The sequence below is a fragment of the Streptomyces sp. NPDC057445 genome (assembly GCF_042802855.1).
In the GTDB taxonomy this organism is placed as follows: Bacteria; Actinomycetota; Actinomycetes; order Streptomycetales; family Streptomycetaceae; genus Streptomyces.
On the sequence record NZ_JBHVDH010000001.1, the window covers coordinates 648,172 to 671,837 of the forward strand.

The window sequence follows — 23,666 nt, forward strand, 5'->3', positions numbered from 1 at the left end:
ACAACGGTCAGTCCCTCCGTCCGGTCGCGGGCGGCGGGCCGGCGAGCACCGGCTTCTCCGGCTTGGGCTTCTGCGGGGCGTACGGCTGGATCTTCGGCGCGTCGATGGAGCCGTCGGGCTGGATCTTGGGCAGCGTCTTCTGCGGCTGCGGCAGCAGGGCCTTCTTGAGGTCCTGGTTGCCCTCCATGTCGAGCCCGTAGAGCGCGTTGTAGATGTTGCGAACGGCGGGACCCGAGGCTCCGGAGCCGGTACCACCCTGGGAGATCGTCATGACGATCGAGTAGTCCTTGGTGTACGTGGCGAACCACGAGGTCGTCTGCTTGCCGTGGACCTCGGCCGTGCCGGTCTTGGCGTGCATCGGGATCTTGTCCTGCGGCCAGCCGCCGAATCGCCAGGCGGCGGTACCGCGGGTCGCGACTCCCGCGAGGGCTTCGTCTATCAGGTCGCGCGTCCTGGCGTCCATGGGGAGCTTGCCGTGCGGCTTGGGCTTGATCTCCCGCACGTGCTTGCCGTCCGCGCTGACGACCGCCTTGCCGACCGTCGGGTCGTACATGGTGCCGCCGTTGGAGATGGCGCTGTAGATCGTGGCCATCTGGATGGGGGTGACGAGCGTGTCGCCCTGGCCGATGGAGTAGTTGACCGAGTCACCGGCGCGCATCAGATTGCCTTCGAGGCAGTTCTCGTAGGAGAGCTGCTGGATGTAGCTGCCGCCCTTCTTGCCGATCTTGCACCAGTAGTCCTTGTTGGCCTCCCAGAACTTCTGCTTCCAGCGGCGGTCCGGGACCCGGCCCTTCTCCTCGTTGGGCAGGTCGATACCGGTCTCGGCGCCGAGTCCGAACTGGTGGGCGGTCTTGTAGAACCAGTCGTTTGCGTTCTTCTTCGGCTTGAGGCCGCCGTCCTTCCTCCACTGCTCGTGGGAGAGCGCGTAGTAGACGGTGTCGCAGGAGACCTCGAGGGCCTGGCCGAGGGTGATGCTGCCGTGGCCCTGCGACTCGAAGTTCTTGAAGACCTGGTTGCCGATCGAGTACGAGCTCGGGCACGGGTAGTGGCCGTTGAAGTCGTAGCCGGCGTTGACGGCGGCGGTGGTCGGGACGACCTTGAAGATCGAGCCGGGGGCGGCCTGTCCCTGGATGGCCCGGTTGAGCAGCGGGAAGTTGGACTTCTTGCCGGTGAGCCTCGCGTAGTCCTTCGCCGAGATGCCGCCGACCCAGGCGTTGGGGTCGTAGGTGGGGAGCGAGGCCATCGCGACCACACGGCCGGTCTTCGACTCCATGACGACGACGGCGCCGGAGTCGGCCTTGTAGTTCTCGTTGGTGTTGTCGTCGAAGACCTTGCGGGCTTCCTTCATCGCGTGGTTCAGCTCCCACTCGGCGACCGCCTGGACGCGGGCGTCGATGGAGGTGACGACATTGGCGCCGGGCTGGGCCGGGTCGGCCTTGGCCTGGCCCATGACCCGGCCGAGGTTGTCGACCTCGTAGCGGGTGACGCCGGCCTTGCCGCGCAATTCCTTGTCGTACGTGCGCTCGAGGCCCGAGCGGCCGACCTGGTCGGAGCGGAGGAAAGGCGAGTCGGTGTTCTTGGCCTTCTCGATCTCCCCGTCGGTGACGGGCGAGAGATAGCCGAGGACCTGCGCGGTGTTGGACTTTCCGGGCGCGGGGTAGCGGCGTACGGCCGTGGGCTCCGCGGTGATGCCGGGGAAGTCCTCTGCACGTTCGCGGATCTGCAGGGCCTGCTGGGTGGTGGCCTCGTCGGTGACCGGGATCGGCTGGTAAGGCGAACCGTTCCAGCAGGGCTGCGGTGTCTCGGAGTCGCAGAGCCGGACCTTGTCCATGACGTCCTTCGGCTTCATGCCGAGGACCGCGGCGAGCCGGGTGAGGACGCCCTTGCCGTCGTCCTTCATCTTCAGCAGCTCGGTGCGGGACGCCGAGACGACGAGGCGGGTCTCGTTGTCGGCGAGCGGGACACCGCGGGCGTCGAGGAGCGATCCGCGGACGGCGGGCTGGACGACCTGCTGGACGCCGTTGCCGGACGCCTCCTTCGCGTACTCCTCGCCGTTGCGGATCTGGATGTACCAGAGGCGGCCGCCGAGGGTCGCGAGGAGGGAGAAGACCAGGATCTGGATGACGACGAGCCTGATCTGGACGCGGGGCGTCCGCCCCGTCTCGGGAATGTTGGTCACGCTGGCGGTGCCCCCTCGGTCACAGTCGCTTGATTCCCTTGATGCGCCCGGCGCGGGACGCCCTGGTCCTGGCCGCCTTCATCCGCAGTCCACCGTTGCGCTGGCCGCCGATGCGCAGTCCGGTGCCGAACGACGTCCAGGCACCCGACACATCGGATGCGCCGGACTGGTCGGCGAGCGGGTCGTTCTCCGCGCGTCTGGCGAGCGCCATGATCAGTGGCACGGTGAACGGCGCGAGCAGCAGGTCGTACACGGCCGCGGTGAACAGCAGCGAGCCGAGGCCGACATGGCGGGCGGCGGTGTCGCCGACGAGGGCGCCGACTCCCGCGTACAACAGGGTCGAGCCGACGGCGGCGCCGACGACCACGAGCATCGGTCCCGTGGCCGAGGTCAGCCTGCCGGTCTCCGGCTTGACGAGACCCGCGAGATAGCCGATGACGCACAGCACGAGGGCGTAGCGTCCCGCGGCGTGGTCGGCGGGCGGGGCCAGGTCGGCGAGCAGGCCCGCGCCGAAGCCGATGAGCGCGCCGCTGGTGTGCCCGTACACGAGCGCCAGGGCGAGGACGACGAGCAGCAGCAGGTCGGGGACGGCCCCGGGGAGCTGGAGCCGGGCAAGGACCGTGACCTGGACGACGAGGGCGACGACGACGAGGCTGGTGGAGAGCAGGATCCGGTTGAAGCGCATGGTGTTCATCTCCTCCTGCTACTCGTCGGCCCGGCCGGTGTCGGTGCCCGCGGTATCCCTGCCGTTGCCGGTGTCCGCGCCGTTGCCGGTGTCTCTGCCGGGGGCCGCTGCGTCGCCGCCGGCCGTGTCCTGGCCCGGGCCGTCCGGCGAAGGGGTCACCGTCACGGTGACCGTGGGAGTCGGTGTCGGCTTCGGCTTGGGCGGGAGCACGGAGTCGCGCGGGTCGGTGCGAGGTGCCTGGACGACGACTCCGACGATGTCGAGCTTGGAGAAGCCGGCATACGGGCGGACGAAGATGTTCCGCGTCAGGTCGCCGCCGGAGGGGTCGACGCGGACGACCTCGCCGACCGGCACCCCGGGCACGAACGGCGTGTCGGCCTGCGAGCCGAAGGTGACCAGCCGGTCGCCCTTGTGCACCTTGGCCTTGCCGTTGAGGAGCTGCACGGACAGCGGCCGGTCGCCCTGACCGGTCGCGAAGCCGAGCTCGTCGGTGCGCTCCATACGCGTACCGACCGTGAAGTCCGGGTCGTTGGCGAGGAGTACGGTCGCGGTGTCCGGGCCGACGGTGGTGACCCGGCCGACGAGGCCGTCACCGTTGAGCACCGTCATGTCGCGCCGGATGCCGTCCCGGGAACCGATGTCGATGGTGACGGTCCACGAGAAGCCCTGGGCTGCTCCTATGGCGATGACCTCCGCTGCCTTGATGCCGTACTGCCCGTTGGCCGCCTTCTTGAGCATGTCGTCGAGCTGGCGGACCCGGCTGCGGTTGCGTGCGTCGCTGCCGAGCCGTGCCTTGAGGGCCGCGTTCTCCCGCTCGAGCACGGCGATGCGGTCATGACGCTCCCCGGAGTCCCGGACCGCGCCTATGGCGTTGCCGATCGGATCGACTGCGGCCGCCACGCCGTTCTCGACCGGCCCGAAGACTGCGGCGGCGGCCTGCCGGGCGCCGTCCACCGGAGACTCCTGGCCGCCGCGGATATCCACCGTGATCAGCGCGAACGCGATGGCGATCAGCAGGACCAGGAGCAGCCGGCTCTCTTTCGTGTCCCTCACGTGCGGCGGCCGTGCCTTCCTCGTCGGAATGTGTATGCGTGCCGTTGTTTTGTGCCGTTATACCAACGATCCTCCGCACGGCCCGGGCAGCGCCCGTACGGGGCGTTCCCCGGCCCGGACGCGGCCCGCGGGAGGATCCGGTCGTGGCCGCTACCTGCGCGGCTGGGCGTCCAGCACCTGCTGGAGTGCCTCGAACTCCTCGACGCACTTGCCCGAGCCGAGCGCGACCGAGTCCAGCGGGTCCTCGGCGATGTGGATGGGCATGCCGGTCTCGTGGCGCAGCCGTTCGTCCAGACCGCGCAGCAGCGCGCCACCGCCGGTGAGGACGATGCCGCGGTCCATCACGTCGCCCGAGAGCTCCGGCGGGCACTTGTCGAGCGTGGTCTTCACGGCGTCGACGATCGCGTTGACCGGTTCCTCGATGGCCTTGCGCACCTCGGCGGCCGAGATGACCACCGTCTTGGGCAGACCGGAGACCAGGTCGCGGCCGCGGATCTCGGTGTGCTCGTCCTTGTCGAGGTCGAACGCGGAGCCGATGGTGATCTTGATGCTCTCTGCGGTCCGCTCACCGAGAAGGAGGCTGTACTCCTTCTTGACGTGCTGGATGATCGCGTTGTCGAGTTCGTCGCCGGCGACCCTGATGGACTGAGCCGTGACGATTCCCCCGAGGGAGATCACGGCGACCTCGGTCGTTCCGCCACCGATGTCCACCACCATGTTGCCGGTGGCCTCGTGGACCGGGAGACCGGCTCCGATCGCGGCCGCCATCGGCTCCTCGATGATGTGCACCTGGCGGGCACCGGCCTGCGTGGACGCCTCGATGACCGCGCGGCGCTCAACGCCCGTGATACCGGAGGGCACACAGACGACGATGCGCGGACGGGCCGCCCAGCGGCGCTTGTGGATCTTGAGGATGAAGTAGCGCAGCATCCGCTCGGTGATCTCGAAGTCGGCGATCACGCCGTCCTTCAGCGGGCGGACCGCCACGATGTTCCCCGGCGTGCGGCCGATCATCTTCTTGGCTTCGGAGCCCACGGCGAGGATGCCGCCGGTGTTGGTGTTGATGGCGACCACGGACGGCTCGTTGAGGACGATCCCACGCCCCCTGACGTACACCAGCGTGTTGGCGGTCCCGAGGTCGACAGCCATGTCACGGCCGATGAACGACATTGAGTTCCCCTTGTTTCCCATGAGGATGCGTCGGGCCTTCCCAAATCGAGCTTTGATGGCTTTTTAGGTAGGCGAGGAGGGTGCTGCGGCGTGAAGGCTTCCATCGTAGTGGCGCCTGCACGGACACCGCGCGCTGGGCCCACCTCAATAAGGGTGACGACGAGTCGGAGCGATGCGTTCCCGCTACGGCGGTACCTATGCCGAAGGGCGACCGAAATTCCTTCGGTCGCCCCAGGTGCGGGCTCTGGATGGCTGACGCCGGATCAGGAAAGGCCCGGGAAGAAAATCTTCAGTTCCCGAATGGCGGACTCCTCGGAATCCGAGGCATGAATCAGGTTCTCCCGGACGATCGTGCCGTAGTCGCCCCGGATCGATCCCGGCGCGGCGGCGATCGGGTCGGTCGGGCCGGCCAGGGCGCGCACGCCCTCGATGACCCGCTCGCCATCGACGACCATGGCGACGACCGGGCCGGAGGACATGAAATCGACCAGCGGCTCGTAGAAGGGCTTGCCCTTGTGCTCGCCGTAGTGCTGCTCCAGGGTCTCCTGGTTCAGCTCGCGCAGCTCCAGCGCGGTGATCTGCCAGCCGGCCTTGCGCTCGATACGGCCGATGATCTCGCCGATCAGGCCGCGGCGTACGGCGTCGGGCTTGAGCAGGACGAGCGTGCGCTGGCTCACGGGCGGGCTCCTTCGAGTGCGGGTCTCAGGACGAGTCTCACGATGAGTTCCGACGACGGATCCAGGCCACGTCCCGGGTGTGTCTCAGAATGAGGGGGTCGTGCGAGGGGGTCGTGCGGGAATCGGGTCTTGCTGCACTTCAGAGGCTACAGGGCCGCCAGGGTGGTCCATCACGCAGCGTCAGGCTCAGCGGATGCCCCGGCTTCTTCCTGCGCCGCCCACCGGGCCTTCGCCTCGTCGATCTTCCGCCCGTAGTGGACCGAGGCCCACCACAGACCGGCGAACACCACACCCAGGATGAACATCATCGGGACGACGAAGCCGCTGGCGACCAGGCCCAGCTGCAGGGCCCAGCCGAGCTGCACCCCACCGGGGCGGGTGATCATTCCGCACAGCAGCACCGACAGCAGCATCGCGACACCGCAGACCGTCCAGACCGTGGCCGTGGACAGATCCGGGTCCTTCATCGCGACCAGACCGGCGAAGCCGATCACGAAGAACTCACCGATCAGAGTGGACGCACAGAGCGTACGCATGGAATTCAGCCTCTCCCCAGCAGCAGCCGGGCCTCGCCGACCGTGATCACGGAGCCGGTCACCAGGACACCGGCGCCCGAGTACTCCGCCTCCTCCTCGGCCAGCGTGATCGCCGCCTCCAGCGCGTCGTCGAGACGCGGCTCGACGACGACGCGCTCGTCGCCGAAGACCTCCACGGCGACCGCGGCCAGTTCGTCGGCGTTCATCGCGCGATGGCTGGAGTTCTGTGTGACGACGACCTCGGTGAAGACGGGCTCGAAGGCCTCGAGGACCGCCTTCACGTCCTTGTCCGCGCTCGCGCCGACCACACCGATGAGACGGGAGAACCCGAAGGCCTCCGTCACCCCCTCCGCGGCCGCCCGCGCCCCCGCCGGATTGTGCGCGGCGTCCAGGACGACGGTGGGGCTCCTGCGCACGACCTCGAGGCGGCCCGGCGAGACGACGGAGGCGAACGCGGTACGCACCGTGTCCAGGTCGAGCGTGCGCGCGTGCTGCGCGCCGATGCCGAAGAACGCTTCGACGGCGGCCAGCGCCACCGCCGCGTTGTGCGCCTGGTGGGCGCCGTGGAGCGGGAGGAAGATCTCCTCGTACTCCCCGCCGAGCCCGCGCAGTTTCAGCAGCTGGCCGCCGACCGCGACCTCACGGGAGACGACACCGAACTCCATGCCCTCGCGGGCCACCGTCGCGTCCACCTCGACGGCCTTCTTCAGCATGACCTGAGCGGCGTCGACCGGCTGCTGCGCCAGGATCACCGTCGCGCCTTCCTTGATGACACCGGCCTTCTCCCCGGCGATCTCCGCCGCGGTCGTGCCGAGCCGGTCGGTGTGGTCGAGATCGATCGGGGTGACCACGGCGACCGAGCCGTCGATGACATTGGTGGCGTCCCAGCTGCCGCCCATACCGACCTCGACGACGGCCACGTCCACGGGCGCGTCCGCGAACGCGGCGTACGCCATGCCGGTCAGCACCTCGAAGAACGAGAGCCTGAACTCCTGGGCGGCGTCGACCATCTCGACATACGGCTTGATGTCCTCGTACGTGGCGATGAAGCGCTCGGCCTCGATCGGGGCGCCGTCCAGACTGATCCGCTCGGTGATCGACTGGACGTGCGGCGACGTGTACCGCCCGGTGCGCAGGTCGAAGGCACCGAGCAGCGCCTCGATCATGCGGGCCGTGGACGTCTTGCCGTTGGTACCGGTGATGTGGATCGAGGGGTACGCGCGCTGCGGCTCGCCCAGCACGTCCATCAGCGCGGCGATACGGCTGACCGAGGGCTCCAGCTTCGTCTCACCCCAGCGGGTGGCGAGATCCGCCTCGACCTCGCGCAGCGCCCTGTCCACCTCCGGGTCGGCCGGGCGTGCGGGTACCTGGTCGGCCTGGGGCGATCCGGCCCGGGTGCGCAGCGTACGGCTGCCGGCCTCGATCACCGCCAGGTCGGGATCACGGTCGGTCTCCGAGTCGACGATCTCGTCGAACTCATCGGGCTCATCGGGCTCATCGAAGGGGTGCGGCTGCTGCTCACTCACGCTGCCAGTCTACGGAGGCGCGGGCGGGGTCCCGACGGGAGCAGGGCCGAAACGCGGTACGCGCCGTTTCTGCCCCGCCCGGCCCGCTCCCCGGCGTGTCCCCGACAACGAGACCCACCGTTCCCGCACACGCGCAGACCCCCGGAGCCGGGTGGCTCCGGGGGCCTCGTACGCGAACGGGATCAGCGCCCCGTCGTACCGCCCGTGCGGGGGACGGACGCGCCGCGGGCGGATCAGCCCTGCGGCAGGTTCGCCAGCTGGGCACCGATGCGCTCGATGTCCTCCTCGGCCTTGGCGAGCCGGCCACGGATCTTGTCGACCACGTTGTCCGGAGCCTTGGCGAGGAACGCCTCGTTGCCGAGCTTCGCCGTGGCCTGGGCCTTCTCCTTCTCTGCGGCGGCCAGGTCCTTCGCGAGCCGCTTGCGCTCCGCGTCGACGTCGATCGCACCGGACAGGTCCAGCGCGACCTGCGCACCCGCGACAGGCAGCGTCGCCGTCGCATGGAACGACTCGCCCTCCGGCTGCAGTCGCAGCAGCTGACGAATGGCGCCCTCGTGCGGCGCCAGGGCGGTGCCTCCGAGGTCGAGACGGGCCGGGACCTTCTGGCCGGGCTGCAGACCCTGGTCGGAGCGGAACCGGCGGACCTCGGTGACGACCCGCTGGACCAGCTCGATCTCCCGCTCAGCGGCCTCGTCGCGGAAGGCGGAGTCCTTCGGCCAGTCGGCGATGACGACCGACTCGCCACCCGTGAGCGTGGTCCACAGCGTCTCGGTGACGAACGGGACGACCGGGTGCAGCAGCCGCAGCGTGACGTCCAGGACCTCGCCGAGGACACGGGCGGAGACCTTCGCCGGCTCCCCGCCGCCCATGAACGTGGTCTTGGACAGCTCGACGTACCAGTCGAAGACCTCGTCCCACGCGAAGTGGAAGAGCGTGTCCGACAGCTTCGCGAACTGGTAGTCCTCGTAGTACGCGTCGACCTCGGCGACCACCGAGTTCAGCCGCGACAGGATCCACCGGTCGGTCGCGGACATCTGCTCGGGCGACGGCATCGGGCCCTCGACCGTCGCGCCGTTCATCAGCGCGAAGCGCGTCGCGTTCCAGATCTTGTTGGCGAAGTTGCGCGAGCCCTGGACCCAGTCCTCGCCGATCGGGACGTCGACACCCGGGTTGGCGCCGCGCGCAAGCGTGAAGCGCAGCGCGTCGGACCCGTACTTGTCCATCCAGTCCAGCGGGTTGACCGCGTTGCCGAAGGACTTCGACATCTTCTTGCCGAACTGGTCGCGGACCATGCCGTGCAGGGCGATGGTGTGGAACGGCGGGGTGCCGTCCATCGCGTACAGGCCGAACATCATCATCCGGGCGACCCAGAAGAAGAGGATGTCGTAGCCGGTGACCAGAACGGAGTTCGGGTAGAACTTCGCGAGGCTCTCGGTCTGCTCGGGCCAGCCGAGCGTGGAGAACGGCCACAGGCCGGAGGAGAACCAGGTGTCCAGGACATCGGTCTCCTGGGTCCAGCCCTCGCCGGACGGGGGCTCCTCGTCCGGTCCGACACAGACGACCTCACCGTCAGGGCCGTACCAGACCGGGATGCGGTGCCCCCACCACAGCTGGCGCGAGATGCACCAGTCATGGAGGTTGTCGACCCAGTCGAAGTACCGCTTCTCCATCTCCTGCGGGTGGATCTTGACCTTGCCGTCGCGGACCGCGTCACCCGCGGCCTTCGCCAGCGGGCCGACCTTGACCCACCACTGCATGGACAGCCGCGGCTCGATCGTCGTCTTGCAGCGCGAGCAGTGGCCGACGGAGTGGACGTAGGGACGCTTCTCGGCGACGATCCGGCCCTCGGCGCGCAGCGCGGCGACGATGGCGGAACGGGCCTCCAGGCGGTCCAGGCCCTGGAAGGGGCCGTGCGCGGTGATGACAGCGCGCTCGTCCATGACGGCGAGGTTCGGCAGACCGTGCCGCTGGCCGATCTCGAAGTCGTTCGGGTCGTGCGCGGGCGTGACCTTGACGGCGCCGGTGCCGAACTCGGGGTCGACGTGCTCGTCGGCGACGACGGGGATGCGGCGGCCGGTGAGCGGCAGCTCGATCTCGCGGCCGACGAGGTGCTTGTAGCGCTCGTCCTCGGGGTGGACCGCGACGGCCGTGTCGCCCAGCATCGTCTCGGCGCGGGTCGTCGCGACGACGATGGAGTCTGCTTCCCCTTCGCCTCCGCCGTACCGGATCGAGACGAGCTCGCCGTCGTCGTCCTGGTACTCCACCTCGATGTCGGAGATGGCCGTCAGACAGCGCGGGCACCAGTTGATGATGCGCTCGGCGCGGTAGATCAGCTCGTCGTCGTAGAGCTTCTTGAAGATGGTCTGGACGGCCTTGGAGAGGCCCTCGTCCATGGTGAAGCGCTCACGCGACCAGGCGACACCGTCGCCCAGGCGCTTCATCTGCCCGGAGATCTGACCGCCGGACTCGCCCTTCCACTGCCAGACGCGCTCGACGAACGCCTCACGGCCCAGGTCGTGGCGGGACTTGCCCTCCTTCGCCAGCTCGCGCTCGACGACGTTCTGCGTGGCGATACCGGCGTGGTCCATGCCGGGCTGCCACAGCGTCTCGTAGCCCTGCATCCGCTTGCGGCGGGTGAGGGCGTCGATCAGCGTGTGCTCGAAGGCATGGCCCAGGTGCAGGCTGCCCGTGACGTTCGGCGGCGGAATGACGATCGTGTACGGAGGCTTCTCGCTCTTCGCGTCGGCCTCGAAGTAACCGCGCTCTACCCAGCGCTCATACAGCTTCCCCTCTACCTCGGCCGGCGCATACGTGGTCGGCAGTTCGGGGTTGCTGGCTGGCTGCTGCTGAGTGTTCTCGGTCACGAGCCACAGTTTAGAGGTGTCACGGCTCCGTTCTGAAACGGGAATGTTCCGTAACGGTGTGGGCCCCGGTGCCTCCGCCGGGCGCCCGCTCCGACAGGATGTTCGGAACGCATGAGTATCTGGAGGGGAACCCAGTAATGAGCTACAACCAGCCGGGCCCGTACGGCGGTCAGCCCCAGCAGCCCGGACCGTACGGCCAGCCGGGTCCCTACGGCCAGCAGCCGCAGCCGCAGGCGCCTCAGCCCGGCTACGGCCAGCAGCCGCAGGCACCTCAGCCCGGCTACGGCTACCCGCAGCAGGCTCCCCAGGGCGTCCCGCCGCAGCCGGGCCAGCCGCAGGGCTACGGCTACCCCCAGCACCAGCAGCCCGGCCCTTACGGCCAGATGCCCCAGCAGCCCCCGTACGGCGCGGGCCCCGGCGCCTACCCGCCGCCCCCGCCGGCGCAAGGTGGCGGCGGCAAGAAGGCGGGCCTGATCATCGGCGCCGTCGCGGTCGTCGTGGCGATCGGCGTGGGTGCGTACTTCGTGCTCGGCGGCAGCGGCAGCTCCGTCGCGGACGACGGCAAGAAGTACAAGCTCACCACTCCGGAGATCGTGGCCACCGACTACAAGAAGAAGTCGGACAACTCCTCGGCCGCCAGCGCCGAGGAGGTGAAGGACGCGGCGAAGTGGGGCGTGAAGGACCCGAAGAACGTGACCGGCGACTACCAGGCCGGCTCGGGCGGCACCACTGCCAAGAAGCTGCAGATCAACGGCGTGTGGGGGGAGATCGAGGACCCGGAGAAGGTCGTCGACGCGATGTTCGCCGAGTTGCAGAAGAAGTCCGACGAAGAGGGCGACAAGGAGCGCGTCAAGCTCGTCGGCAGCCCGCAGGAGTTCACGCCGACGGGGTTCGAGAACGGCGTGATGAAGTGCCAGGAGGCGGAGTACTCCCTGCCCCAGGGCTCCAAGGGCAACGGCGTTCCGAACAGCTTCAAGATGCCGCTGTGCGTCTGGGGCGACCACAGCACGGTGGCCTACGTCATCTCGTCGGACCCCGCCGCCATCCTGGGGGGCACGTCCACTCCCCTGGAGGAGGCGGCGACGCTGGCTTCCAAGGTCCGCGACGACGTGCGGGTCGAGGTCGAGTAGCTCCGGCACGCGCACGAAAGGGCGCCCGGTCAACTCGGTCGACCGGGCGCCCTTTAGCGGTGGAGGAGCCGCTCACGCGCTCTTCTCGTGCCGCCCGTCGTTCTTCACGATCCGCGGCACCAGCGTCGGGTTCACGTTGTTGCGCACCACGTCCGCCGTGATGACGACCCGCGCCACGTCCTTGCGTGACGGCACTTCGTACATCACCGACATCAGGACCTCTTCCATGATGGCGCGCAGTCCGCGCGCACCCGTGCCGCGCAGGATCGCCTGGTCGGCGATGGCCTCGAGGGCCGGGCGGTCGAAGTCCAGCTCGACGCCGTCGAGTTCGAAGAGGCGCTGGTACTGCTTGACCAGGGCGTTGCGGGGCTCGACGAGGATCTTGAGGAGCGCCTCGCGGTCCAGGTTGTGGACCGAGGTGATGACCGGAAGGCGGCCGATGAACTCGGGGATCATGCCGAACTTCACCAGGTCCTCGGGCATGACCTCCTGGAACTGGTCGCTCGCCTCGATCTCGCGCTTGGAGCGGATCGTGGCGCCGAAGCCGATGCCCTTGGCACCCGCGCGCGACTCGATGATCTTCTCCAGGCCGGCGAAGGCTCCGCCGACGATGAAGAGGACGTTCGTCGTGTCGATCTGGATGAATTCCTGGTGGGGGTGCTTCCGGCCGCCCTGGGGCGGGACCGAGGCGGTGGTGCCCTCAAGGATCTTCAGCAGAGCCTGCTGGACGCCCTCACCGCTCACATCCCGGGTGATCGACGGGTTTTCGCTCTTGCGGGCGACCTTGTCGATCTCGTCGATGTAGATGATCCCGGTCTCGGCCTTCTTGACGTCGTAGTCGGCGGCCTGGATCAGCTTCAGCAGGATGTTCTCGACGTCCTCGCCGACATAGCCCGCCTCGGTGAGTGCCGTGGCGTCGGCGATGGCGAACGGGACGTTCAGCATGCGGGCCAGCGTCTGGGCCAGCAGTGTCTTGCCGGAGCCCGTGGGGCCCAGCAGCAGGATGTTGGACTTGGCGAGTTCGATCGCGTCGTCCCGGCTCTGCGCGCCGCCGTTCTCGCCGGCCTGGACGCGCTTGTAGTGGTTGTACACCGCGACCGAGAGGGCCTTCTTCGCGGGCTCCTGCCCGACGACGTACCCCTCGAGGAACTCGTAGATCTCGCGCGGCTTGGGCAGTTCCTCCCACCGCACCTCGGAGGTCTCTGCGAGCTCCTCCTCGATGATCTCGTTGCAGAGGTCGATGCACTCGTCGCAGATGTACACCCCGGGGCCTGCGATGAGCTTCTTCACCTGCTTCTGGCTCTTTCCGCAGAACGAGCACTTGAGCAGGTCGCCGCCATCACCGATGCGTGCCACGAGGTGCTTCCCCTTCGCCTGGGAGCGCTTGGTTCAGCGGCTCCTGGTGCCTCATATCCGACGGTACCTTGCCGGGCCCCTCGTTCGGGCCCCCCTTGGCACGGTTCACATTGACGTGTACCGCGCCAAGGGAAGGTCGGGCGTCAGGCGGCCGCAGCGGCCGCGCTCTTGCGGGTCGACACGATCTGGTCGACCAGGCCGTACGCCAGGGCGTCCTCGGCGGTCAGGATCTTGTCCCGCTCGATGTCATCACGGACCTTCTCGATCGGGGTGGACGAGTGCTTGGCCAGCATCTCCTCGAGCTGCTCGCGCATGCGCAGGATCTCGTTGGCCGCGATCTCCAGGTCGGAGAGCTGCTCCCGGCCGGTCTGCGAGGACGGCTGGTGGATCAGCACACGGGCGTGCGGGAGGGCCATCCGCTTGCCGGGGGTGCCGGCGGCGAGCAGTACGGCGGCGGCGGAGGCGGCCTGGCCCATGCAGACCGTCTGGATGTCCGGCTTCACGAACTGCATCGTGTCGTAGATGGCCGTCAGCGCGGTGAAGGAGCCACCCGGGCTGTTGATGTAGATCGAGATGTCGCGGTCCGGGTCCATCGACTCCAGGCACAGCAGCTGCGCCATGACGTCGTTGGCCGAGGCGTCGTCGATCTGGACGCCGAGGAAGATCACTCGCTCCTCGAAGAGCTTCGCGTACGGGTCGTACTCGCGCACGCCCTGTGAGGTGCGCTCGACGAAGCGGGGGACGACGTACCGGTTGTCCACCTGCGGGCCCGTGTAGAGGCCGCTCGCGGAGAGGTTGTTCTGCATGTCGGTGTTCACCATCCTGGTGGCGTTCAGCGGGCTTGAAGGTCTGGGTGGGCGGGCCGGGACCGGGATCTCCCCCCGGGGGCCGCAGGGCCCCCGGTACGGAGGCTCAGGCGCCGGTGCCGCCGCCGCCCGGAACGCCCGAAGCGGCGGAGATGATCTCGTCGATGAGCCCGTAGTCCTTGGCTTCCTCGGCGGTGAACCAGCGGTCGCGGTCGCCGTCGCGGATGATCGTCTCGACGGTCTGGCCCGAGTGGTGGGCGGTGATCTCCGCCATCCGCTGCTTGGTCCGGAGCAGATACTCGGCCTGGATCTTGATGTCCGATGCGGTACCGCCGATACCGGCGGAGCCCTGGTGCATCAGGATGTCGGTGTGCGGCAGCGCGAAGCGCTTGCCGGTGGCGCCGCCGGTGAGCAGGAACTGGCCCATGGAGGCGGCCATGCCCATGCCGATGGTGACGACGTCGTTCGGGATGTACTGCATGGTGTCGTAGATCGCCATGCCGGCCGTCACCGAGCCACCGGGGCTGTTGATGTAGAGGTAGATGTCCTTCTCGGGGTCTGCGGCCAGGAGAAGGAGCTGCGCCGTGATCTTGTTGGCGATGTCGTCGTCGACCTGCTGGCCCAGGAAGATGATGCGCTCGCCGAGCAGCCGGCTGTAGACCTGGTCGCCGAGGCCTCCACCGATGGACGGTTCACCGGCGGCGTTAGGCATCAGAATCGTCACTTAATCCACCTGCTCGTCTCTGACGGCTGCGGCCGTCTCAGCGTCTTCAGTACTGCCGGGGCCGGCCCCACTACCCAGGATCGTTCCTGGGGCGGGTAGTCCCCTGCCCTCGTATTCATGGACCCTAACGCGCTGGTGGGCGGGCGCCATCCCGGTTCCCGAACTGTTCGCTGGGAGCGCAAGGTACGGGGGCGCGCGCCCGGCCCCGCACGCCGGGGGCCAGGACCCCGGAACGGCGACGGGCCCGGGCGCGCGGGGAGCGCGGCCGGGCCCGTCGTACGACTCATGTCGTCCGGAGTCGGCGCGGAGCCGAGACCTCGGGCGAGCGCGTGGCTCAGGCCTCGGTCTTCTCGTCTGCGTCAGCGGCGGCCTCGGTGGTCTCCTCGGCCTCGGCCTCGTCCTCGTCGTCGCTCAGGTCGATGACCTCACCGTTGGTGTCCTTGACCGTGGCGGCCTCGACGACCGTGGCGAGCGCCTTGCCGCGGGCGACCTCGCCGACGAGCATCGGGACCTGGCCGCCCTCGACGACCGCCTGGGCGAACTGGTCGGGGGACATGCCGGAGGAGGCGGCGCGGCGCATGAGGTGCTCGGTGAGCTCCTCCTGGCTGACGTTGAGCTTCTCCCGGTTGACCAGCTCGTCGAGGACGAACTGCGTCTTGATGCCCTTGACAGCCTGGTCCTTGGTCTCGGCGTCGAACTCTTCCTCGGTCTTGCCCTGGATCTCCAGGTACTTGGCGAGGTCGAGGCCCATCTGGCCGAGCTGGTGGTGCTCCAGGTTGTGCTTGCGGGTGTTGACCTCGTCCTCGAGGAGCTTCTCGGGGATCGGGACCTCGACCAGCTCGAGGAGCTTGTCCAGGACACGCTCCTGGGCCTGGGTGGCCTGGTCGTACTGCTTCATGTTCTCGAGGCGCTTGCGGCTGTCGGCCTTCAGCTCGTCGAGCGTGTCGAACTCGCTCGCCATCTGCGCGAACTCGTCGTCCAGCTCGGGGAGCTCACGGGAGGCGACCTGGGTGACCTTGACGGTGACCTCGGCCTCCTTGCCCTCGGCGGAGCCGCCCTTCAGCTCGGAGGTGAAGGTGGCCTCGCCGCCGGCCTCGAGGCCGGTGACGGCCTCGTCGATGCCGTCGAGGAGCTCACCGGAGCCGATCGTGTACTGCACGCCGTCGGCGACGCCGTCCGCGAGGACCTCGCCGTCGACCTTGGCCTCCAGGTCGATCGTCACGACGTCGCCCTCGGCGGCGGCGCGCTCGACCGGGGAGGTGGACGCGAAGCGGGAGCGCAGCTGCTCCACGGACTTCTCGATGTCCTCGTCGCTGACCTCGATCGGGTCGACCTCGACCTCGATGCCGGAGTAGTCCGGGATCTCGATGGCCGGGCGGACGTCGACCTCGGCGGTGAAGTTCAGCGTCTCGCCGTCCTTCAGCTCCGTGATGTCGACCTCGGGCTGGCCGAGCGGGTTGATCTCCGCCTCGTTGACCGCCTCGGTGTAGAACTTCGGGAGGGCGTCGTTGACGGCCTCCTCCAGCACCGCACCGCGGCCGAACCGCTGGTCGATGACCCGGGCCGGGATCTTGCCCTTGCGGAAGCCCTTGACCGTGACCTGCTGGTTGATCTTCTTGTACGCCGCGTCGAGGCTGTCCTTGAGCTCCTCGAAGGGCACCTCGACAGTGAGCCGAACCCGAGTCGGGTTCAGGGTCTCCACGGCGCTCTTCACGGTTCGGTCTCCTTGGTGGCTGAATTCTGGGGTTCTGCTGTGGTCACCCCGGCGTGATGTTCCGGCGGCGGCTCAGCGGATCGGGCCCGGTTCTTCAGACACTCGTCAGACACACGGGCACACAGCTTGCATAGTAACCGCAAGCGGGATGAGCCCGATAACGCGACTGTGGCGATGATCGTGACTTGTGGTCGGGGTGGCGGGATTTGAACCCACGGCCTTCCGCTCCCAAAGCGGACGCGCTACCAAGCTGCGCCACACCCCGTCGGTGCGACACGTAGGGTACATGCCCGCAGGCAGTGGTCCGGTCTCTTTTCCGACCCGCACCTGCCGCGCACGGAACGGGGTGTGCGGCGACCGGCAGGGACCCGCTACGATGCTCTTCGTGCCGCGGTGTTCACCACCCGTGGCGCGGTCCTCGCGGGCGTAGCTCAATGGTAGAGCCCTAGTCTTCCAAACTAGCTACGCGGGTTCGATTCCCGTCGCCCGCTCTTCATGGCTCAGGGCCAGGTCAGAGGTTCGTCCTCCGGCCTGGCCCTGAGATGTTTCTGATCTTCCCGCGAGCTTACGTGCCCGTGACGTGCCCGTTCGGATTGGGATCTTGCTTGCGGGCCTGCTCCACGACCGCGCTCACGGCCTGGCCGATCAGCCGCTCCCGCTCGGCAGTGGCGTGCTGATAGATCAGCGCCGCACGGGCGGTGCTGTGTCCCATCCTGGTCATCAGCTCACGCGTGCTGGCGCCGGTCGCCGCAGCGAGGGTGTTCCCCGTGTGGCGTAGATCATGAAAGTGCAGTCCCTTGATCCCGGCCTGGTCACACGCCTTGCGCCACACCTTGTTGAAGTGGTTCCGGCGGGGCGTCGCCCTCTTGGCGCCGATGAAGACGCGGCCGTCAGGTCCCGGCTCGGCGAATACCGCGAGGTGCGTAGCCATGTCGGTGACGATCACAGCCGGGATCGCCACAGTGCGCTTTCCCGCGTCGCTCTTGGGTTCCTTGACCAGCCTTTTGCCGCTGTGCAATTCGGCCACGTTCCGGCGCACACGCAGGGCGCCCGCGTCGAAATCTAGATCACGTCGGCGCAGCCCGATCAGTTCGCCCCAGCGGAGACCTGTGAACGCCGCGAGGAGCACCAGAGCCCGGTACCGAGGCTGAATCGCTCCAGCGAGGGCGTAGACCTCCTGAACCGTTGCCGTGGGTCGCTCAGGGGTAGTAGCGACGCTCGCGCCCTTGACCCGGCAAGGGTTCCGCCGGATCAGACGGTCCTCCACGGCGGTCATGAGTACGGCCCGCAGGAGCGCGTACGACTTGGCCACCGAAGAAGCGCCGGCCCCTGCGTCCAGGCGAGCAACCCGCCAGGCCCGGACCATGGCCGGGGTGATGTCGGCCAGGGCGACGCCGCCGAACGTCGGCGCGAGGTGATTCCGCAGGAGAGACCGGTAGAGATCAGCGGTTGAGGCACTGATGCCACGCTCGGTGATCCAGGTCGCGGCGTACGAGCCGAACGGAACCTTGGCCGCGTCCGGGTCGGTCCAGTCCCCCGCACGCAGCTCGGATTGGCGGTTGGCCAGCCAGTCGTCCGCTTCCCGCTTGGTACGGAAGGTGTGCGGAGCCGGGCGGTCGATGCCATCGGGGCCGAGGTAACGAGCCTGATACCGGCCGGACGGCAGTTTCCGCACGCGGCCGAAAGCCCGCTTCCTGCCTGCCATCAGGCCACGCTCCTCAACCGCCGGGCAGTCGGCGCAATGGTGTTGGCGTCGACGAACGCCGCAACGGCCCGCTCGGGGATGCGGACATGCCGACCAACCTTCACGTACTCGATCCGGCGTTCCTCGATGAGCCGCCGCGGGAACCGGGCGGTGGTGCCGAGGAGTTCGGCGACCTGGTCCACGGTGAGCAGTCGGTCCATGTTCACCACTCCCCCGTGGTGTCGAGTTCGGCGCGGAGCTCTCGGGCGAGTTCGCGGTCTTGCTTGATGTCCTGGGCGATGGTCTGGGCGAGCCAGGATTCGCCGGGACTGTGGCCGTGCCCTGCGTAGGTCCAGTGGGCGAGCACGAGCGTGGAGCCCTCCTCGGTGTCGGGTTCGATGTCGGGGAGCCCGCGGGCCTGGCGTTCCTGGCGGGCGCGGTAGTCGGCGCGGACCTGGCGGAGGGCGCCGAGGGTGGTGGAGTAGCGGCGGGACTTGGTGGAGAAGTGGCCGCGGAAGCCGAGCATGTGGGACCAGCGCGCCAGCAGCCGGTCCGGATACTCGGCGTCCAGCTGCCAGCAGACTTCGATCAGGCGCCGGGTGTGGGCGGGCAGCCGCAGCCAGTCCAGCTCGCAGAGCTCCCCGATCCGGCGGTCGACGGTGCCGGTGGTCTCGGCGGCCTTGGTGGCGTACTTGGCCACATAGGCAGCAACGGCCTGTTCGGTCAGGTCCTCATGGCCGAGGGCGCCGATGGGCTGCACGTCGACCTGGGTTCCCCAGCGCAGTTCCCGTTCCGGGAAAGGGCCGGCGGGCGGGACGGTGACCGCGACCCGGGCGGCAGCGGCACGGATGGCGTCGTCCAGGAGCGGGACGCTGGCCCAGGCCGGGGGCTCGGTGTCCGGTCCGTCCGGGCCATCGAGGCGCACCACGGCGTGGAGGTGCACGGCCCCGCGCTTTTGGAACTCGGCGACCTTGCCGAAGGACACCCGGCACACGTCGGCCAGGGCGCGTTGGGACAGTCCGGCGCGGGCGGCGATCTCCCGCCGCAGGTAGATCGTGAAGCGCTGCCAGAGCTGCCCGGCGTAGTTGTTCCACAGCACCGCCCCGGCGTAGTCGTACCGCTCCGGGTTGAGCGCGGTCCCGAGTGCCGGATCGTCCTCGGTGTGCTGGGTGCCGCAGCGGCAGCGGCCGGAGGCGGGGCGGTTGTGAACCGGGCCGAATGACGGGGCCGTGAGCGTGGCGAAGACCCGGGGATGGTCGCGGACGGTTGCGGGCACGTCCTTGCGCTCGTCGCCGGTGATCCCGGCACGGATCAGGCGGTAGGTGTCCCCCGCATAGGTCCAGGCGCACGAGGGGCAGCGGGACGCGCGTCGGTTGCCGCAGGCCAGCCGTAACCGTCCGCCGGGCTCGGCCTGGGTCGAGTACGCGTACAGCGTCTCGGCCGTCTTGCGGTCCTTGGTGATCGTCCAGCCCTGAAGGTGGATCGGGTCCGAGCAGCCACCGGTGCGCCGGATCTGTTCGCGCCAGCGGTCGAAGCCGGGGGTGCTGGTGACCCGGAGCAGGTCGGCCAGGGTCAGCGGGTCGACGCCGACGGCGGCCGCAGTGTCAGCCACGGCCGCCGGAGCGATGGGAAGGGCCGTCACCAGCGCGCCCCCGTTCCCAGGCAGGCAACGCAGTCGGGGCCCGGCATCGGCTCGCCCGGAGCGGTCTCGCTCCAGATGAACCCCCAGCCGAAGCACTCCCCGCAGGCCGAAGGGGGCACACGCTCGTCGACAGCAGTGGGGACGAGGACCGTCACGACAGTGTCGGGGGCGATCACGCGGCCACCGCCTCAACCACGACGGGCAGCGGCTTACCGGTCTCCCAGTCAAACGGCACCGCCACCGGACAGCGCTCCCGGTCATCGGTGTCGTGGACCAGGACGCCGAGGCCGTCCACCTTCGTCCAGCCCCAGCTAGGCGCGACACCGCACGCCTGGCACGGAGAGGGGAGGTAGACGACTCCGTCATCCGTGCGGGAGATCGGAGCCGATAACGGCGCGGGGTGCGATACGTAGAGCGTCACGGGCATGATGGGGGCTCCCTTCAAGGGGACGAAGGGGGCGGCGAATCTGCTTGGCGGTAGGAGCGCCGCCCCCGGGTCGCAGGTCTGAGCCTGTCTAACTTCTCTTGTGTTACCTAGATTAGTTGGATCGCGTTGCTACGCAAGGGCTTTGGACACACCCGGGGCAGATTTCTTTAGATCACTTAGGTAACCTGGGTTTGTGACAGTGAGCCCGGACGATCCCCGTAGCGCGTACGCGCAGGTAGCCGACGATCTGCGTCGGAAGATTGCGACCGGCGCGCTCAAGGCTGGTCAGCGGCTCGACGGCAACGCCAAGTTGGCCGAGCGGTACGGCGTCGCCGCAATGACCGTTCGACATGCCCTGGACATCCTTCGGGATGAGGGACTCATCGTCAGCCAGCAAGGGCGGGGCACCTTCGTTGCCAGCGACGCCCCGGGCGAAGGCTCCTCCGAGAAGGACCAGCAGCTTGCGGGAGAGCTGTCGGAGATCAAGGCCGCCTTGGAGTTGATCAACTCGCGGCTTGATCGCCTCGAAGGCCAGGTTCGCGAGCGTTCCTGACGGAGGAAGCCAGTCGGTCAACCCGCTGACTGGCTTCTGCGAGCTTCTTTCGGATCTCGTGCAGTTCAACCAATAACCGTGCCCTGTCCGCGACCCTCACGGCCGTCTTCCCCCTTTGAGATGTCGTGGCTCAGCCCAGCTTCATGTGTCCGGCGAGTCGCCTGATCTCCTCCGAGCGCGCATGCCTGTCGGTTGAACGCAGATCGTCAACGAGGTTCCGAGCTATCGGCCGGTTGCGCACGTGCTGCGGTGCAATGGCGTCGGCCTGCAGGATCGCGTCAGCTGCTGGTGCCGTCTTGCCGTTCATCATGTGGCCGGCCGCGGTGCAGACCCAGAAGTGAGACTGCCGCTCACCCGACGCGATCCGCATGACATCTACCAGCTCAGCGCGCGATGAGACGTCACGGGGGCGGCCCAGCTCAAGGCTGACCTCTACCGAGTGAATCTCCGTGTTGACCGCGTTGAACTGGGTCTGAAAGACGTTGCCGTCGTTGGGGAGCGAACCTGCCACCTCTCGAGCCTCGGCGAGGTGCGACTCAGCTTCGGCCCGATCCCAGAGGCGAGACCACGCGACCGCCGCACGGAGATGCATCGCACCCCACAGCGCGCGCACAGACGGGTCTGCCGCCACCATGTGGGGTTCGAGTTCGTCGAGAGCCCGACGGGCCATGTCGCGCGCGGCACTCAGCTCGCCCTCATGAAGCCAGACCCCGCAGAGGTCCCAGCGGGCGGCAGCTCGGAGAATCGGCGATTCTGCGCGCTCGGCCGCCACCAACTCTCGCTGAACAGCGCTCCATCCGAGGTCGTGGTGACCGAGGAGGTTCGAGGAGACGCGCGCCATGTGACTGGCCCGAAGCATCAGGCCTTCCGCCCGCTCGACATCGTCACCTGTAACCACGTCGCACAGAACAATCAGATCTCGGAGGATCTGTGGGAGTACGTCCCCGAGCGCTGTGAACTTGGCATCCTGCCTGAGCCGCTCCGCAGCCTCCACCCGGCGCACGAGGTCGGCCAGACTGGGCGGCTCGGCCATGGCGATGAGCACGGCACCGCCGGGCATCGTCGCCTGCTGGAGAGCCAGGCGTAGCCCTGGGATGGAGGCGTGCCCGGAGTCGAGTTCAGAGGTTTCGTGGCGGTAGGGCTGCCCTGTCAGCTCGGTGACCTCAACGCCCAGCACTTCGGCAAGCTGGCCAAGGACGCTCATGCGGTCGAGTGGAAGGCGTCCCGTTTCGATCTTGGAAACCCAGCTCACGGAACGATCGACAGCGGCAGCCAGTTGCGCTTGGTCCCAGCCGATACGGCGCCTTGCCCTCGCTACGCGCTGCCCTGTACTTAGATCCGCCCCCATCATGGGCTCCTTTCGACACTTCGAAGGTACCCACCCCACAAGGAGAGGCTGTCAGTAAAAGTGACAGTCCCGACCCTGAACGCCCCACAGACGCAGGCGAGTTACAGGTTTCTCTACCTCAATCAAGGCGGCTCGCTCCGCTCGCCGCGCGCGGCCCCGGCTCGCCGCCGGGCCCGACGCTCCCTGTCTTCGCCACCGCTCCGGGCCCGGCTACGCCGGCCGCGCGGCTCAAGCGAGCAACGCCAGATGCAAGACGGTAGTTCGCTGGGGCGGTCGGCTCCGCGGCTTTACGCAGCCACCATGGGGCGAGCCTCGAAGATCGGGGGCCCACATCGGGCTTTAGCGGGCAGGTCCAGAGACTGCCCGAGTCGCGGGAAGCTTACGGGCCCCCGATCTCTCGCCCCATGGCAGCTCCAGCCCAAAGCCGCTACGCCGACCTCGGCGACGAGGTCACGCTACTCGTCGGCGTATGCCCATTCGCTGATGATCCAGGGATCCTCAGCGTTCGCTCGCCACGCGACGTGCCCTGGCGGAAGTGCGGCGAGCTGGGCAAGTGACGAATCCAGCTCAAGTACGTGTAGCAAGTGCTGGACGGTGGATGCGCCGTGCGCGTTCGGGTCGTGAAGGTCGTCGCTGACCAGCCAGTCACCCTCGTCGTCGTGGATCACGGTCAGCGCGGGGAACTGACCCTCCGAGACGGTTCGCTGGACGATGGCCAGCAGCTCTACGGGAAAGGTCCCGTTTTCGAAGGGCCAGCTCACGCCTGGCTGCATGGATCCCATGCGGGGATTCTCCAACGAGACGGCAGCCACACTCACCGCGGGGCACCGTGCCCGTGGCGTGCCCGATCAGCGGGAGACGAGCGGGGAACCACGGGGAACCAGGGCAACGCAGCTACTCCGAGACAGGTCAGCGACGTCCCAGCTCAGCAGGCGTCCGCATACGTGGTCTTCCAAACTAGCTACGCGGGTTCGATTCCCGTCGCCCGCTCTTCATGGCTCAGGGCCAGGTCAGAGGTTCGTCCTCCGGCCTGGCCCTGAGGCGTTTCCGCGCTTCTCCCGGGCGGACGCGCCCGTTCGGGCCGATGCTCTCCGCGCTTCCGGCACGGTTGGCGGCGTCGCAACCGTGCCGGAGGGGTTTCCGGCCATCGGCCGGAATCCGGTCGCGTCAGAATCTGATCGCGTTGATCGAGTCTGCTATCGAGTTGAGAAAGTTGCTGATCGACGGTGCCATGCCCGTCGAAGCGAGGAAGAAGCCGAAGAGTGCCGCGACGATCGCGGGTCCGGCCTTGATCGAGCCGCTGCGGATCATCACCACGAGGATGATCGCCAACAGCAGCACCACAGACAGTGAAATGGCCACAACTGATCACACCCTCGGTCGGTCCGCCTTGCCCGCGCCCGGGAGTGTGCGGCCCCGCACATCCCGTCCCCTCCATCGTGCCACCAACCCCCGGGTGAAGACTGCCGACTGACGCACCGTCGGACCGACAGCTCATGCCGGAGGCCGGGGCGCCAGCCTGTGGGGATCGCCTTGCCATCGCTTGACGTTTACCCGTCGACACGGAATACACACGGCCGGGCCACAGGAAA

Annotated in this window: 22 protein-coding genes and 2 tRNA genes; 3 read left to right on the forward strand and 21 right to left on the reverse strand. The window is 68.3% G+C overall.

Annotation, left to right across the window (positions count from 1 at the left end; translation table 11 throughout):
* Positions 1-7 precede the first annotated feature (7 nt).
* The 8 genes from mrdA to ACFU5O_RS02965 form a co-directional block, all read right to left on the reverse strand.
* Positions 8-2,179, reverse strand: a complete 2,172-nt coding sequence (mrdA, locus tag ACFU5O_RS02930) for a penicillin-binding protein 2 (RefSeq protein ID WP_384235542.1) — start codon at positions 2,177-2,179, stop codon at positions 8-10.
* A 19-nt stretch (positions 2,180-2,198) separates the two neighbouring features.
* Complete coding sequence (gene mreD, locus ACFU5O_RS02935; RefSeq protein WP_384236390.1) at positions 2,199-2,864, reverse strand: rod shape-determining protein MreD; 666 nt, start codon at positions 2,862-2,864, stop codon at positions 2,199-2,201.
* 18 nt (positions 2,865-2,882) lie between these two features.
* Entirely contained in the window at positions 2,883-3,917 is a 1,035-nt protein-coding gene (gene mreC / locus ACFU5O_RS02940) for a rod shape-determining protein MreC (protein ID WP_384235545.1), read from the reverse strand.
* Positions 3,918-4,067: 150 nt separating this feature from the next.
* Positions 4,068-5,087 (reverse strand): rod shape-determining protein, encoded by a 1,020-nt coding sequence (locus tag ACFU5O_RS02945; protein WP_384235547.1) that lies wholly within the window; start codon positions 5,085-5,087, stop codon positions 4,068-4,070.
* Between the two features lie 263 nt (positions 5,088-5,350).
* A complete protein-coding gene (gene ndk, locus ACFU5O_RS02950; RefSeq protein WP_384235550.1) occupies positions 5,351-5,764 on the reverse strand; it encodes a nucleoside-diphosphate kinase in 414 nt (137 codons plus the stop codon).
* A gap of 170 nt (positions 5,765-5,934) precedes the next feature.
* Positions 5,935-6,300, reverse strand: coding sequence for a DUF4233 domain-containing protein (locus tag ACFU5O_RS02955; RefSeq protein WP_384235553.1), 366 nt, complete (start codon positions 6,298-6,300; stop codon positions 5,935-5,937).
* Between the two features lie 5 nt (positions 6,301-6,305).
* Positions 6,306-7,826, reverse strand: coding sequence for a bifunctional folylpolyglutamate synthase/dihydrofolate synthase (locus tag ACFU5O_RS02960; RefSeq protein WP_384235556.1), 1,521 nt, complete (start codon positions 7,824-7,826; stop codon positions 6,306-6,308).
* A 233-nt stretch (positions 7,827-8,059) separates the two neighbouring features.
* A complete protein-coding gene (locus ACFU5O_RS02965) occupies positions 8,060-10,690 on the reverse strand; it encodes a valine--tRNA ligase (RefSeq protein WP_384235559.1) in 2,631 nt (876 codons plus the stop codon).
* A 137-nt stretch (positions 10,691-10,827) separates the two neighbouring features.
* Here ACFU5O_RS02965 and ACFU5O_RS02970 point away from each other — a divergent pair, with 137 nt between their 5' ends.
* Positions 10,828-11,820 carry a hypothetical protein gene (locus ACFU5O_RS02970; RefSeq protein WP_384235562.1) on the forward strand — a complete coding sequence of 331 codons (993 nt, stop codon included), beginning with the start codon at positions 10,828-10,830 and terminating at the stop codon, positions 11,818-11,820.
* A gap of 72 nt (positions 11,821-11,892) precedes the next feature.
* On the opposite strand, the gene clpX is transcribed toward ACFU5O_RS02970, so the two are convergent.
* The 5 genes from clpX to ACFU5O_RS02995 all read right to left on the reverse strand — a co-directional run bounded on the left by clpX (position 11,893) and on the right by ACFU5O_RS02995 (position 16,685).
* Positions 11,893-13,176, reverse strand: a complete 1,284-nt coding sequence (clpX, locus tag ACFU5O_RS02975; protein WP_384235565.1) for an ATP-dependent Clp protease ATP-binding subunit ClpX — start codon at positions 13,174-13,176, stop codon at positions 11,893-11,895.
* A gap of 143 nt (positions 13,177-13,319) precedes the next feature.
* Positions 13,320-13,997 carry an ATP-dependent Clp protease proteolytic subunit gene (locus tag ACFU5O_RS02980; protein WP_384235568.1) on the reverse strand — a complete coding sequence of 226 codons (678 nt, stop codon included), beginning with the start codon at positions 13,995-13,997 and terminating at the stop codon, positions 13,320-13,322.
* A gap of 91 nt (positions 13,998-14,088) precedes the next feature.
* Complete coding sequence (locus ACFU5O_RS02985; RefSeq protein ID WP_384236393.1) at positions 14,089-14,694, reverse strand: ATP-dependent Clp protease proteolytic subunit; 606 nt, start codon at positions 14,692-14,694, stop codon at positions 14,089-14,091.
* A gap of 346 nt (positions 14,695-15,040) precedes the next feature.
* On the reverse strand, positions 15,041-16,420 hold the full coding sequence (tig, locus tag ACFU5O_RS02990) for a trigger factor (RefSeq protein ID WP_384235571.1): 1,380 nt from the start codon (positions 16,418-16,420) through the stop codon (positions 15,041-15,043).
* A gap of 188 nt (positions 16,421-16,608) precedes the next feature.
* Positions 16,609-16,685 (reverse strand) — tRNA-Pro (locus tag ACFU5O_RS02995).
* A gap of 155 nt (positions 16,686-16,840) precedes the next feature.
* On the opposite strand from ACFU5O_RS02995, the gene ACFU5O_RS03000 reads away from it, so the two are divergent.
* Positions 16,841-16,911, forward strand: a tRNA-Gly gene (locus tag ACFU5O_RS03000).
* Positions 16,912-16,985: 74 nt separating this feature from the next.
* Here the strand turns inward: ACFU5O_RS03000 and ACFU5O_RS03005 are convergent.
* From ACFU5O_RS03005 to ACFU5O_RS03025, 5 genes are read right to left on the reverse strand one after another with little or no spacing between them, the layout of a single operon-like run.
* Positions 16,986-18,125 carry a tyrosine-type recombinase/integrase gene (locus tag ACFU5O_RS03005; protein WP_384235574.1) on the reverse strand — a complete coding sequence of 380 codons (1,140 nt, stop codon included), beginning with the start codon at positions 18,123-18,125 and terminating at the stop codon, positions 16,986-16,988.
* Complete coding sequence (locus ACFU5O_RS03010) at positions 18,125-18,325, reverse strand: excisionase family DNA-binding protein (protein ID WP_384235577.1); 201 nt, start codon at positions 18,323-18,325, stop codon at positions 18,125-18,127. Before ACFU5O_RS03010 ends, ACFU5O_RS03005 begins: the two co-directional genes overlap by 1 nt.
* A gap of 2 nt (positions 18,326-18,327) precedes the next feature.
* The gene (gene repSA, locus ACFU5O_RS03015) at positions 18,328-19,716 is read right to left on the reverse strand and encodes a replication initiator protein RepSA (RefSeq protein WP_384235580.1); all 1,389 of its coding nucleotides are present in this window, start codon (positions 19,714-19,716) and stop codon (positions 18,328-18,330) included.
* A gap of 26 nt (positions 19,717-19,742) precedes the next feature.
* The gene (locus tag ACFU5O_RS03020) at positions 19,743-19,922 is read right to left on the reverse strand and encodes a hypothetical protein (RefSeq protein WP_384235583.1); all 180 of its coding nucleotides are present in this window, start codon (positions 19,920-19,922) and stop codon (positions 19,743-19,745) included.
* Entirely contained in the window at positions 19,919-20,173 is a 255-nt protein-coding gene (locus ACFU5O_RS03025; protein ID WP_384235585.1) for a hypothetical protein, read from the reverse strand. The genes ACFU5O_RS03020 and ACFU5O_RS03025 overlap by 4 nt, the downstream gene beginning before the upstream one ends.
* Positions 20,174-20,366: 193 nt before the next feature.
* Here ACFU5O_RS03025 and ACFU5O_RS03030 point away from each other — a divergent pair, with 193 nt between their 5' ends.
* On the forward strand, positions 20,367-20,726 hold the full coding sequence (locus ACFU5O_RS03030; RefSeq protein WP_384235587.1) for a GntR family transcriptional regulator: 360 nt from the start codon (positions 20,367-20,369) through the stop codon (positions 20,724-20,726).
* 130 nt (positions 20,727-20,856) lie between these two features.
* Here ACFU5O_RS03030 and ACFU5O_RS03035 read toward each other — a convergent pair whose 3' ends face one another.
* The 3 genes from ACFU5O_RS03035 to ACFU5O_RS03045 form a co-directional block, all read right to left on the reverse strand.
* Positions 20,857-22,077: a multiprotein-bridging factor 1 family protein gene (locus tag ACFU5O_RS03035; protein ID WP_384235588.1), complete on the reverse strand. Its 1,221-nt coding sequence runs from the start codon at positions 22,075-22,077 to the stop codon at positions 20,857-20,859.
* Positions 22,078-22,529: 452 nt separating this feature from the next.
* Positions 22,530-22,856, reverse strand: coding sequence for a hypothetical protein (locus ACFU5O_RS03040; RefSeq protein WP_384235590.1), 327 nt, complete (start codon positions 22,854-22,856; stop codon positions 22,530-22,532).
* A gap of 385 nt (positions 22,857-23,241) precedes the next feature.
* A complete protein-coding gene (locus ACFU5O_RS03045) occupies positions 23,242-23,436 on the reverse strand; it encodes a hypothetical protein (RefSeq protein WP_384235592.1) in 195 nt (64 codons plus the stop codon).
* Between the last annotated feature and the right edge of the window lie 230 nt (positions 23,437-23,666).

What these genes read in the sequence shown, in the direction of transcription:
- mreD (WP_384236390.1), bottom strand. Translation starts at nt 2,864, where the DNA reads ATGCGCTTCAACCGGATCCTGCTCTCCACCAGCCTCGTCGTCGTCGCC.
- ACFU5O_RS02945 (WP_384235547.1), bottom strand. Translation starts at nt 5,087, where the DNA reads ATGTCGTTCATCGGCCGTGACATGGCTGTCGACCTCGGGACCGCCAAC.
- ACFU5O_RS02955 (WP_384235553.1), bottom strand. Translation starts at nt 6,300, where the DNA reads ATGCGTACGCTCTGTGCGTCCACTCTGATCGGTGAGTTCTTCGTGATC.
- ACFU5O_RS02970 (WP_384235562.1), top strand. Translation starts at nt 10,828, where the DNA reads ATGAGCTACAACCAGCCGGGCCCGTACGGCGGTCAGCCCCAGCAGCCC.
- ACFU5O_RS02980 (WP_384235568.1), bottom strand. Translation starts at nt 13,997, where the DNA reads ATGGTGAACACCGACATGCAGAACAACCTCTCCGCGAGCGGCCTCTAC.
- ACFU5O_RS02985 (WP_384236393.1), bottom strand. Translation starts at nt 14,694, where the DNA reads ATGCCTAACGCCGCCGGTGAACCGTCCATCGGTGGAGGCCTCGGCGAC.
- ACFU5O_RS03005 (WP_384235574.1), bottom strand. Translation starts at nt 18,125, where the DNA reads ATGGCAGGCAGGAAGCGGGCTTTCGGCCGCGTGCGGAAACTGCCGTCC.
- ACFU5O_RS03010 (WP_384235577.1), bottom strand. Translation starts at nt 18,325, where the DNA reads ATGGACCGACTGCTCACCGTGGACCAGGTCGCCGAACTCCTCGGCACC.
- ACFU5O_RS03025 (WP_384235585.1), bottom strand. Translation starts at nt 20,173, where the DNA reads ATGCCCGTGACGCTCTACGTATCGCACCCCGCGCCGTTATCGGCTCCG.
- ACFU5O_RS03035 (WP_384235588.1), bottom strand. Translation starts at nt 22,077, where the DNA reads ATGATGGGGGCGGATCTAAGTACAGGGCAGCGCGTAGCGAGGGCAAGG.
- ACFU5O_RS03040 (WP_384235590.1), bottom strand. Translation starts at nt 22,856, where the DNA reads ATGGGATCCATGCAGCCAGGCGTGAGCTGGCCCTTCGAAAACGGGACC.